Source organism: Mycobacterium sp. ABE4_509 (genome assembly GCF_056160785.1).
The window spans coordinates 1-11,148 of record NZ_JBSWXU010000166.1 but is presented as its reverse complement, the minus strand read 5'-3'; the positions used below and the strand labels follow the sequence as shown (position 1 = coordinate 11,148).

General features: G+C 69.5%; 11 protein-coding genes and 2 pseudogenes. 7 read left to right on the top strand and 6 right to left on the bottom strand.

Features of this window, described 5'->3' with window-relative positions; translation table 11 throughout:
* The 3 genes and pseudogenes from ACXAID_RS24400 to ACXAID_RS24390 form a co-directional block, all read right to left on the bottom strand.
* Positions 1-92 (bottom strand): annotated as a pseudogene (locus tag ACXAID_RS24400) (adenosylcobinamide-GDP ribazoletransferase); the annotation flags it as partial.
* Between the two features lie 5 nt (positions 93-97).
* On the bottom strand, positions 98-1,135 hold the full coding sequence (gene cobT, locus ACXAID_RS24395; protein ID WP_475024761.1) for a nicotinate-nucleotide--dimethylbenzimidazole phosphoribosyltransferase: 1,038 nt from the start codon (positions 1,133-1,135) through the stop codon (positions 98-100).
* A 25-nt stretch (positions 1,136-1,160) separates the two neighbouring features.
* A complete protein-coding gene (locus tag ACXAID_RS24390; protein WP_475024760.1) occupies positions 1,161-1,853 on the bottom strand; it encodes a DUF3043 domain-containing protein in 693 nt (230 codons plus the stop codon).
* Between the two features lie 97 nt (positions 1,854-1,950).
* Between ACXAID_RS24390 and ACXAID_RS24385 the strand changes: the two genes are divergently transcribed.
* Positions 1,951-3,036, top strand: coding sequence for a glycerate kinase family protein (locus tag ACXAID_RS24385; protein WP_475024759.1), 1,086 nt, complete (start codon positions 1,951-1,953; stop codon positions 3,034-3,036).
* A gap of 128 nt (positions 3,037-3,164) precedes the next feature.
* On the top strand, positions 3,165-3,554 hold the full coding sequence (locus ACXAID_RS24380; protein ID WP_475024758.1) for an iron-sulfur cluster assembly accessory protein: 390 nt from the start codon (positions 3,165-3,167) through the stop codon (positions 3,552-3,554).
* Positions 3,555-3,561: 7 nt separating this feature from the next.
* Here the strand turns inward: ACXAID_RS24380 and ACXAID_RS24375 are convergent, their stop codons facing one another.
* Complete coding sequence (locus ACXAID_RS24375; RefSeq protein ID WP_475024757.1) at positions 3,562-4,248, bottom strand: Rv0361 family membrane protein; 687 nt, start codon at positions 4,246-4,248, stop codon at positions 3,562-3,564.
* A 153-nt stretch (positions 4,249-4,401) separates the two neighbouring features.
* Here ACXAID_RS24375 and ACXAID_RS24370 point away from each other — a divergent pair, with 153 nt between their 5' ends.
* A complete protein-coding gene (locus ACXAID_RS24370) occupies positions 4,402-5,376 on the top strand; it encodes a carbohydrate kinase family protein (protein WP_475024756.1) in 975 nt (324 codons plus the stop codon).
* Between the two features lie 12 nt (positions 5,377-5,388).
* Here the strand turns inward: ACXAID_RS24370 and ACXAID_RS24365 are convergent, their stop codons facing one another.
* Positions 5,389-6,000 carry a TetR/AcrR family transcriptional regulator gene (locus ACXAID_RS24365; RefSeq protein WP_475024755.1) on the bottom strand — a complete coding sequence of 204 codons (612 nt, stop codon included), beginning with the start codon at positions 5,998-6,000 and terminating at the stop codon, positions 5,389-5,391.
* A gap of 87 nt (positions 6,001-6,087) precedes the next feature.
* On the opposite strand from ACXAID_RS24365, the gene ACXAID_RS24360 reads away from it, so the two are divergent.
* Positions 6,088-6,786, top strand: coding sequence for a peroxiredoxin-like family protein (locus ACXAID_RS24360; protein ID WP_475024754.1), 699 nt, complete (start codon positions 6,088-6,090; stop codon positions 6,784-6,786).
* Here the strand turns inward: ACXAID_RS24360 and asnB are convergent.
* Complete coding sequence (asnB, locus tag ACXAID_RS24355) at positions 6,755-8,683, bottom strand: asparagine synthase (glutamine-hydrolyzing) (protein WP_475024753.1); 1,929 nt, start codon at positions 8,681-8,683, stop codon at positions 6,755-6,757. The two genes, ACXAID_RS24360 and asnB, sit on opposite strands and share 32 nt — an antisense overlap.
* Positions 8,684-8,921: 238 nt before the next feature.
* Here asnB and ctaC point away from each other — a divergent pair, with 238 nt between their 5' ends.
* The 3 genes and pseudogenes from ctaC to ACXAID_RS24340 all read left to right on the top strand — a co-directional run.
* Complete coding sequence (ctaC, locus tag ACXAID_RS24350) at positions 8,922-9,989, top strand: aa3-type cytochrome oxidase subunit II (RefSeq protein WP_475024752.1); 1,068 nt, start codon at positions 8,922-8,924, stop codon at positions 9,987-9,989.
* A 13-nt stretch (positions 9,990-10,002) separates the two neighbouring features.
* Positions 10,003-10,422 carry a cytochrome c oxidase subunit 4 gene (locus tag ACXAID_RS24345; protein ID WP_475024751.1) on the top strand — a complete coding sequence of 140 codons (420 nt, stop codon included), beginning with the start codon at positions 10,003-10,005 and terminating at the stop codon, positions 10,420-10,422.
* Between the two features lie 179 nt (positions 10,423-10,601).
* A pseudogene (locus ACXAID_RS24340) lies at positions 10,602-11,148 on the top strand (hypothetical protein); the annotation flags it as partial.

The following is an 11,148-nucleotide window of genomic DNA, read 5'->3' as shown; positions in this document are numbered from 1 at the left end:
GTCATCACCCCGCCGCCCGCGTGCGCGGTCCGGCCGGCCGGCGTCGGCAACACCGTCGCGAACGCGAACGCCCCTGCCAGGGCACGGATCACCGCCGCTAATCCTCGGCTGGCGCCGCGCTGATCCCGGCCTCGGAGAAAGTCGCCATCACGGCGAGCGTCGCCACGGCCGCGCGCAGCACCGGCAGCGCGACCAACGCCCCCGACCCCTCGCCGAGGCGCATACCGAGGTCGACGATCGGATCGAGGTCGAGATGACGCAGCGCCAGCGCATGCACCGGTTCGGTGGACCGGTGACCGGCCTGCCACCACTGCCGGGCCCCCGGGGCCAACCGCTCGGCGGCCAGCGCGGCGGCCGTCACCACCGCACCGTCGAGCAGGACCGGGGTGCGCCGGAGCGCGGCCTGAGCGCAGAAACCCGTCATCGCGGCCAGATCGGCGCCGCCGCAGATCCGCAGCAACGCGATCGGGTCCGCGGACAGCCGGCGAGTCCGGTAGAGCGCGTCGCGGATCGCCGCGGTCTTGCGGGCCCAGCCGGCGTCGTCGATACCGGTGCCGCGGCCGACCACCTCGACGGGCTCGGAGTCGGTCAGCGCGGCCACCAGCGTGGTCGCCGCGGTGGTGTTGCCGATACCCATGTCGCCGGCGATCAGCAGATCGGCGCCCGCGTCGACCTCTTCGTCGGCGATCCGCCTGCCGGCCTCGACCGCGGCGACGACCTCATCGGGGCTCAGCGCGTCCTCGACGGCGATGTTGCCGCTGGACCGCCGGATCTTGTGGGCGCCGATCTGTGCGGTGAGCGGCTCGGCGGTGTCGACCGCCATGTCGACGACCCGCACACCGGCCCCGGCCACCTCGGCGAGCGCATTGACCGCCGCCCCGCCGGCGACGAAGTTGGCCATCATCGCCGCGGTGACCTCGGCGGGGTAGGCCGACACCCCGGCCGCCGTCACACCGTGATCGCCGGCGAACACCACCACCCGGGCCCGGTCGAACTGCCGCGGCGGGCAGACGCCCTGGCATGCCGACACCCAGATCGACAGGTCCTCGAGACGCCCCAGCGAGCCGGCCGGCTTGGTCAACACGGCCTGGCGTGCCCGCGCGTCGGCCGCGGCGTCCGGGTCGGGGGCCGGGATCGCGCCGAAGTAGCTCACCGAAGGTTCAGCCGACGTTGGCGCCGCGCTCGACCTGAGGTCGCGGAGCGCGCATGCGGCGCAGCTGGGAGGCCCGACTGGCCGCGTAGAAGCCCAGCTTCCAGCCCGTCTCGGTGTTGTCGGGGAACTTCTCGTCGGCCATCCGGTTGACCTTGCGGCCCAGCACGAACCCGTCGATCACCATGATGATCACCAGCACCAGCATCACCGGTGAAAGCAGCTGCTGAACCTGCACCGACGGCACCGCCAACATGACGAAGATCAACCCGAGCGCCGACGGCATGAACAAACCCAGCAGGTTTCGGCGGGCGTCGACCACGTTGCGCACATACTTCCGCACCGGGCCCTGGTCGCGGGGCAGCAGGTAGGCGTCCTCGCCGGCCATCATCCGCTCCCGGCGCTCGGACATCTCAGAGCGCCGGGCGGCCCGATCGACCTTGCGCTCCTCGCGCGACAGCTTGGGTCCGCGCAACTCCTTGCGGCGCCGCCGTGCCTCCGCCGAGGTCATCGGTGCCGGCGCCACCGGGCCCCGTTTCCGGGTGGCCTCGCTGCGTTTCGGGGTCGGACGGCCCTTGGGCGCGGTCGCCGTACGGCCACCGTCGTCGGTCAGCTCGACATCGTTGTCGTGACTGTCACGGGGGTCGGTGCCGTCATCGCCCGCACCCTCGGAGTCGTCCTTCTTTCGGCCCAGCAGCTTCACGCCCCCCAGGTTACTTCTCGGTGCGGCGCCCAGACACCCCCGTCCCCGGTGTGCGGTGCGGTGGACGGGGTCGTGGCCGAGCCATAGTCTGCCGTGGATGACCGCCAGTACCTCCGACCCCGCCTCTATCCATGTACTGATCGCGCCGGACTGCTTCGGCGACAGCCTGACCGCGGTGCAGGCGGCGCAGTCCATCGCGGCGGGGTGGCGCCGCTCCCGGCCCGGCGACCAGCTGGCGCTGGCGCCCCAGTCCGACGGCGGCCCAGGGTTCGTGGAGGTGCTCGAAAGCCGGCTGGGCGGGCGCCGGACCGCCACCGTCAGTGGTCCGCTGGACCAGGCCGTCGAGGCCCAGTGGGTGCTCGACCTCCGTCCGCCGGTGACCGCCTACATCGAATGCGCGCAGGCGTGCGGGCTGGCGCTGCTGGGTGGTCCGCCGACGGTGCGGACCGCGCTGGAGGCGCACACCACGGGAGTGGGTCAGCTCATCGCGGTGGCCCGGGCGGCCGGCGCCGGACGCATCGTCATCGGCCTCGGCGGAAGCGGAAGCACCGACGGCGGCCGCGGCATGGTCGAGGCGCTGGGCGGGCTGACCGCGGCACACGAGCTGCTCGACGGCGTCGAGCTGATCGTCGCCAGCGATGTCGAGCATCCGCTGCTGGGGCCGATGGGTGCCGCCGCGGTGTTCGGTCCCCAGAAAGGCGCCGATCCGGACACCGTGGCGGTCCTCGAGAAACGGCTGACCGACTGGGCCGACGAACTCGGCGCGCTGGCCGGCCGGACCATCAGTGACGATCCGGGCGCCGGTGCGGCCGGAGGTCTGGGCGCAGCGCTGATCGCGCTGGGCGGCCGCCGGGAATCGGGGGCCGCGATCATCGCCGAACACACCGGCCTGGCCGCCGACGTCGCCGCGGCGAACCTGATCATCACCGGGGAGGGCCGGTTCGACGACCAGTCGCTGCACGGCAAGGTCGTCAGCGCGCTGGCCGCGGGCGCCCGTGCACACCGGACACCGGTGCTGGTGCTCGCCGGCCAGGTGACCCTCGACCCCGCTGCGCTGCAGGACGCGGGGATCTCCTCGGCGTTCTCCATCACCGACCACGCCGGATCCGTGCAGCGTGCGATCGAGGACGCCGAAAACCAGCTGACCAGCCTGGCTGCCGAGGTGGCCGCGCAGTATCGGTGACGTCACCGGCGAGACGCCGCCGCGGCCCCTACGATCGATGGGGAATAGCGCCGGGACAAGGTACCGTTGACCGAGTGGGCCCACAGGCGTGACGGGCTCCACCCACGTACATCCACACAGGAGATTTCATGACTGTCCAGGACGAGTCGGCTGTTCAGGCAGCCACGCAAGAGGGCACAGCCACCGACGCCGCGCACGGCGTGATCCTGACGGATGCCGCGTCGGCCAAGGCCAAGGCGCTGCTGGACCAGGAGGGCCGCGACGACCTCGCGCTGCGGATCGCCGTGCAGCCGGGTGGTTGCGCCGGCCTGCGCTACAACCTGTTCTTCGACGACCGCAACCTCGACGGTGACCTGACGGTCGAGTTCGGCGGCGTGGAACTCACCGTCGACCGGATGAGCGCACCGTATGTCTCCGGTGCCACCATCGACTTCGTCGACACCATCGAGAAGCAGGGCTTCACGATCGACAACCCGAACGCCACCGGCTCCTGCGCCTGCGGCGATTCGTTCAACTGAGCGGCTCTCAGTACTGCCCCGCGGTGCGGGGCAGGTAGGAGCACACCAGAATCTCGTCGTCCAGGGACAGCAGCTGGGCGACCGCCTGCTGTTCGCCGTCGACCGACGGGTTCCGGGTCGAACTGCTGGCGGGCACGACCCGCATGGTGAACAGCACCTGGGCCTGAGTCGGCGACGACCGCACCAGCTTGTCGATCGAGGTGACCTCGGCGCTGCTGTACTGCTTGCGGAACGCGTCGCTGGTCAGCCCGGCCAGCGCCAGATCTGAACGGCGTTCCTTGACCGCGTCGTACAACCCGCACAGGGTGTGCCGGGCGACCGTCTGGTCGTCGCCGGACGACAACGCATCCAGATACTCCTGAATGGCTGCCTGCGCCGACGCGTCGGTCAACGGCCCGGTGGCGGTGCTCTCCTCGGGCCCACCCGAGAGCACGACCGCCACGATCAGGCTGACGACGCTGAGGATCCCGACCACCACCACCGCCCCGATGATCCAGCGCCGGCCCCGGCGCGGATACTGGACCGGCGGCGGCAGCATCCCCGGGACGCCCGGGTAGCTTCCGCCGACGGCACCGTCGGGATAGGGCTGGGCGACCGGCGGGATCGCCGGGTACCCCTGCTGGCCGAATACCTGCGGATTCGTCGGGGGGCCGACCGGTCCGGCGCCGTAGTTGGGCGGGTACGGGCCAGTCATACATGTACTCCCGGGGAGATCGGCGGAATCCCGCGGCCTCTACAGTGGCCAGGGCAGGTAACTAGAGGCAGGTTAGCGCACCTGGCGGTGCGACCATCGTCGCCGATCAGGTGGATATCAGAGTTTGAACACACTGAAGAAGGGTGAGACTGCGTGACCATTGCGGTGACCGGATCGATTGCAACTGACCATCTGATGCGATTCCCTGGTCGGTTTTCCGAACAGCTTCTCGCCGATCATCTGCAGAAGGTGTCGCTGAGCTTCCTCGTCGACGACCTCGTGGTCCACCGCGGTGGGGTGGCGGGCAACATGGCGTTCGCCATGGGCGTGCTGGGCGGGGACCCCGTCCTGGTCGGCGCGGTCGGCACCGACTTCGACGACTACCGCCAGTGGCTGTGCTCGCACGGAGTCAACTGCGACAGCGTGCTGGTCTCCGAGACGGCCTACACGGCCCGTTTCGTCTGCACCACCGACGACGACATGGCGCAGATCGCGTCGTTCTACCCGGGCGCGATGTCGCAGGCCCGCGACATCAAGCTGGCCGAGCTGGCCAACGGTGCGGGTGCGCCCGACCTGGTGATCATCGGCGCCAACGATCCGGACGCGATGTTCCGGCACACCGAGGAGTGCCGCGAACTGGGGCTGGCCTTCGCCGCCGACCCGAGTCAGCAGCTGGCCCGGCTGACCGGCGAGGAGATCCGTCGCCTGATCGACCGCGCGACCTACCTGTTCACCAACGACTACGAGTGGGATCTGCTGCTGCAGAAGACCGGGTGGTCGGAAGCCGAGGTCATGAAGCAGATCGGGCTGCGGGTCACCACGCTGGGGGAGAAGGGTGTCGACCTGGTCGGCAGCGACGGCACGTTCGTCCACGTCGACGTCGTGCCCGAGACGCACAAGCAGGATCCGACGGGAATCGGCGACGCCTTCCGGGCCGGGTTCCTCACCGGACGTGACGCCGGGCTGTCCCTGGAGCGCTCCGCCCAGCTGGCCTCGATGGTGGCCACGCTGGTGCTCGAGGCGCCGGGCCCCCAGGAATGGACCTGGGATCGGACCTCGGCCATTCAGCGCCTCACCGACGCCTACGGCGCCGAAGCGGGCCAGGAGATCGCTGCGGCGCTTTCCTGACCCACCGCGCGGTCACGCCGAATCGCGGCGCTGCACCGCGTAGGAGTCGACGTGCTCGACCACGACGTCGAGCGATGTCCGCAGCCACGCAGCGTCGCGCAGGGTCTTGGTGAGCAGGACACCGCCCTGCACGGTGGTGAGCAGCGCGGTGGCCAGGGCGTCCACGTCGGCGCACTGGCGCAGCTCGCCCCGTGCCCGCATATTCGCCAATCCGTCGCGGATGATCTGGTGCCAACGCGTGTACGTCACGGCCAGATCGGCCCGGGCCGGGTCGTCGGTATCGGCCAGCTCACCGGCCAGCGAGCCGACCGGGCAGCCGCTTCGGCAGTCCTGGGCGCGCTGTACCTCGACGACGAAATCGGCCCAGGCTCGAAGCGCGTCCATGCTGTCCAGCCGCAACAGCAGCTGCTCCTGCACATCGAGCACCAGGTTGCTCTGGAACTCGATCACCGCCCGGATGAGTGCCCGCTTGTCGGTGAAGTAGTGGTAGATCTGCGACATGCTGACGCCGGCTTCGGCGCGGACGTCCTCGAGGCTGGTGCCGGCCACGCCTTTGGCGTGCATGAGTGCGGCTGCGGCGGTGACGATGCGCTCGCGGGTGGCCCGGCCTTTCGAGGTGAGCATGCGGAAATTCTATCGATTGTGGAGTTGACACTCCAAAATTCGGGTGGTTGTGTGGAGTGGTCATTCCATTTTCGGAAGGTGGCTCTCATGGCGACCCGGATTCCCAGCATCGGCGAGCAGTCCGCCGCATTCATCGCCGAGATGACCGCGGCATTGCCCGCCGGAGCGCTCGACCCGTTCACCAAGGATCAGGGCCGGCTGGCCCGCGAGGGGGTGCCCGCCGGCGCGGCGCGGCCGGGGGAACCGTTGCCCGACGGCGAGGTGCTCGACGCCCACGGTCAGCCGGCACTGCTGTCGGCGGTGCGCGCCGGGCGCCCGGCCGTCGTGGTGTTCTATCGCGGCGCGTGGTGCCCGTACTGCAACATGGCGCTGCGCACCTATCAGACGGCGCTGCTGCCCGAACTCACGGCGCGCGGCGTGGAACTGATCGCGATCAGCCCGCAGAAGCCGGACGGATCCCTGAGCTCCGCGCAGACCAACGAGCTGACCTTCGCGGTGGTCTCGGATTCCGGCAACCGGATCGCCGGGGCGCTGGGCATCGTCATGCAGCCCTCCGACGAGGTGGTCGCCGTTTCCGAGCAGATGGGGATGAGCCTGGCCGAAGCCAACGCCGACGGCTCGGTGCGGATGCCGATGCCGACGGTGATCGTGGTCGACTCCGCCGGCCTCATCCGGTGGATCGACATCCACCCGAACTATGCACACCGCAGCGAGGTGCCCGAGATCCTCGCCGCGGTCGCGTCGCTCGACGGCGCTACAGCTGCACCGGGTAGTCCGGCCGGCTGATCTGCGGTGTGACGCTGCGTTCGACGAAGATGGCGTGCCAGAGCATGAAGATCAGCACGGTCCACAACCGGCGGCTGTGATCGCTGACCCCGGTGCGGTGTTCGTCCAGCATGGTGCGCACCGCGGGCAGATCGATCAGGTCGCCGGCACCTGAGGAGGCCACCATCGCCTGAGCCCAGTCCAGCAGCTCACCGGACCGCAACCAGTGCCGGATCGGCACCGGGAAACCCAGTTTCGGCCGGTTCAGCACGTGGGCGGGCACGATCGGCTCCAATGCGCGGCGCAGCGCGTACTTGGTCGTCGCCCGGGTGATCTTGCGGTCGTAGGGCAGCCGTGCGGCGACCGCGAAGACCTCGGGATCCAGGAACGGCACCCGCAGTTCCAGCGAGTTGGCCATCGTCATCTTGTCCGCCTTGACCAGGATGTCGCCGCGCAGCCAGGTGAAAAGGTCGATGTGCTGCATGCGCGCGACCGGGTCCCAGCCCCGCGACTGCGCATACAGCGGCGCGGTGACGTCGGTGTGCACCCAGTCCGGCCGGAACTGCTGCAGGACCGCGCGCAGCTGGGCGTCGGAGAAGCTGCGCGCATTGCCGTAGTAACGCTCCTCGAGTGTCAGCGAACCGCGGTGCAGCAGGCTCTTGCCGCGCATGCCCTCCGGCAGCGGCGCGGCCACCTTCCCGACCGACTTGCGCAGACCCCTGGGCAGGTAGTCGAAGGGTTTGAGAGACAGCGGTTCCCGGTAGATCGTGTACCCGCCGAACAGTTCGTCGGCCCCCTCGCCGGACAGCACGACCTTGACGTGTTTGCGGGCCTCGCGGGCAATGAAGAACAGCGGCACCAGCGCCGGATCGGCGACGGGTTCGTCGAGGTACCACACGATCTCGGGCAATGCGGCGACGAACTCGGACTGACTGACCACCTTGGTCACGTGCCGGGCGCCGATGGCCTCGGCGGAGGCCACCGCGACGTCGATCTCCGAGAAACCCTCGCGCTCGAAGCCGGTGGTGAAGGTGATCAGCCGCGGGTTGTGGCGCATGGCCAGCGCCGCGATGGCCGTCGAGTCGATCCCGCCGGACAGGAATGCCCCGACCGTCACATCGGCGCGCATGTGCTTGGCCACCGAGTCCTCGAGGACGGCGGTGATCTCGTCGTAGCGGGCCTGCTCGGCGGACGCGCCGGAGGTGAACGGCACGGCGTCGAACGTCGGGCTGAAGTACCGGGTGACCCGCGGCGGCCCGCCTGCACTGATCCGCGCGTAGCAGCCGGACTCCAGCCGCCGGATCCCGCGGTGCAGTGTCTCGGGCTCAGGCACGTACTGCAGCGCCGTGTAGTGCTGGACCGCGCGCTCGTCGATGGACAGGTCGACACCGAGCCGGTCGAGCTGCTCGCTGACCTCGAGCAGGCACTTCTTCTCGCTGCCCACGATGGTGCCGCCGGGGCCGGTGGCCATGAACAGCGGTTTGATGCCGAACGGGTCGCGCGCGCAGAACAGCTCCCGCTCCACCCCGTCCCACAGCGCGAAGGCGAACATCCCGCGCAGCCGGCTCAGCGCCTCGGGGCCCCAGTGGTGGTAGGCGGCCACGATCGCCTCGCCGTCCCCGTCGGTGGCGAACCGGGCCCCGAATTCGGACCGCAGCGCCTCACGCAGCTCCAGGTAGTTGTAGATCTCCCCGTTGAACACCAGAACGTAGCGATCCGGCGCCTCGGGCGGCCCCCAGCGCAGCGGCTGGTGCGAATGGGCGATGTCGATGATGGACAGCCGGTTGAACCCCAGTACCACGCTCGCGTCGTCGGTCCAGGTTCCCGGCTCGTCCGGGCCGCGGTGACGCATCAGGGCGGTGGCCCCGGAGACGGCGTCGACGATCGGGGAAGACGACGGTGGCATCGAGGGAGGCATCGAGGGAGGGTGGGTGGAGGGATCTGTTACCAGCGCCAGCAGACCGCACACCGCGCCAGTATGCCTAACCCGGCGAACGGGGGCCGCGGCCGGCACGGTGGGGACCACATCAACCGGCACGGTGGGGCCCACATTGCCGGTCGCTTCGCTGTCCTGCGGGGTGGTGGTCTACGCTGCGTAGTATTCAGTGCAGCCGTGTGACCGCCCGACGGTCCATCGACTTCTAGGAGGCGCCAACGTGTCCGCTCGCGGCCTGAAGTTGGTGGCATTGTCCCTGCTCTTGGGCGGGACTGCGACCCTTGTCAGCGGATGCAGTTGGTCCGAGGTGCTCGGCCTGGGGTGGCCCAACGGGATCACCCCCGAGGCGCACCTCAACAGGGAGCTGTGGATCGGGTCGCTGATCGCCGCACTGGTGGTCGGCGCCATCGTCTACGTCCTGTTGTTCTGGACCACTGCGTTCCACCGCAAGAAGAAGGACGACGAGGAGTTCCCCCGCCAGTTCGGCTACAACATGCCGCTGGAGCTGGCGCTGACCGTCACCCCGTTCCTGATCATCTCGGTGCTCTTCTACTTCACCGTCGTGGTGCAGGAGAAGATGCTGCACAAGGAGCCCAACCCCGAGGTCGTCATCGACGTCACCGCGTTCCAGTGGAACTGGAAGTTCGGCTACCAGAGCGTGAACTTCGCCGACGGGACGTTCAGCTACGACGGAGCCGAGCCCGAGCGCAAGATCGCCATGTCGTCGGGCCCCGAGGGCGTCGACAGCGACACCGAGCACGAGGCCGGACCCGGCGGGGAAGGCCACGAGGAGCAGTACGGGGCGATCCACGGCAAGAACCCCGAGGACCGCACCTACCTGAACTTCGACGAGGTCGAGACCATCGGCACCTCCAACGAGATCCCGGTGCTGGTGCTGCCGGTGGGCAAGCGGATCGAGTTCCAGCTCGCCTCGGCCGACGTCATCCACGGCTTCTGGGTGCCGGAGTTCCTGTTCAAGCGCGACGTGATCCCCAATCCGGAAGAGAACAACTCCGACAACATCTTCCAGATCAGCGAGATCTACGAGACGGGCGCGTTCGTGGGTCGCTGCACCGAGATGTGCGGGACGTACCACTCGATGATGAACTTCGAGGTCCGGGTGGTGGAGCCCAACGACTTCAAGGCCTACCTCGATCAGCGCATCGCCGGGGCGACCAACGCCGAGGCCCTCGAGGCGATCGACCAGCCCCCGCTGGCCATCTCGACCGAACCGTTCGACAGCCGGCGCGGCGAACTCGCGCCGGAGGCCCCGCAGGCGAACAGGTAGGTAAGGACACCGTATGCACATCGAAGCCAGGTTGTTCGAGTTCCTGACAGCGTTCTTTGCGCTGGCCTCCGTGGTGTACGTGGTGCTCACCGCGATGTTCGCCCCCGGCGGCATCGAGTGGGCGGGAGTGACCGCACTGGTCCTGACCACCGGGCTGAGCCTCATCGTGGGCACCTTCTTCCGGTTCGTCGCCCGCCGGCTGGACACCCGCCCCGAGGACTACGAGGACGCCGAGATCGCCGACGGCGCCGGTGAACTGGGTTTCTACCCGCCGCACAGCTGGTGGCCGCTGATGATCGCGCTCTCGGCGTCCATCACCGCGGTCGGGATGGCGATGTGGCTGCCGTGGCTCATCGTCGCCGGTGTGTGCTTCGTGCTGGCCACGGTGTGCGGCCTGGTGTTCGAGTACCACATGGGGCCCGAGAAGCACTGACCTGTTCGGCCGTCGTGCGAGGCGTCTCGGGGACAAGGTCACAATCCGGGCATGACTTCGTCCGCCTACCGCGCCGGGTCACTCGCCGCCACTGCGCCGTTCGGTAGGGTTGCCGGGGCGCCGTGAGCCGGTGAGGGCAACCACCGGCGCCGGAGAACAGGCGAGAAGGAAAAGCGAAGATGAGCGGGCCGAATCCCCCCGGACGGGACTCTGGCAGCTCGGATCTCCCAGGTGAGGAGCCGGGCGGCCAGCCGTCCCCGGATGAACCAACTCGAGACGGCGCCGGTGCCGACAACCCCGACACCGGCCAGACCGACTACTACTCACGGGCCTACTCGGCGCCGGAGTCCGAACAGTTCGTCAGTGCTCCCTACGTCCCCGCCGACGCATCGCTGTACGACTACGACGCCTACGAGTCCGCCGCCGACACCGGTGAGCAGCCGCCGCCACCCCGGTGGCCCTGGGTGGTCGGAGTGGTGGCGATCGTGGCGGCCATCGCGCTCGTCGTGTCGGTCTCGGTGCTGGTGACCCGCACCGACACCGACAACCTGGCCACCCCGGAAACCACGACCAGCGCGCCGCCGCCGGTACAGGACGAGATCACCACCACCACACCGCCGCCCCCGCCGCCCCCGCCGCCGACCGAGGAGCCGCCGCCCCCGCCGCCCCCGGAGACCATCACCGTCACCGAGTCCCCGGAGCCGCCGCCCCCGCCACCACCGGCCC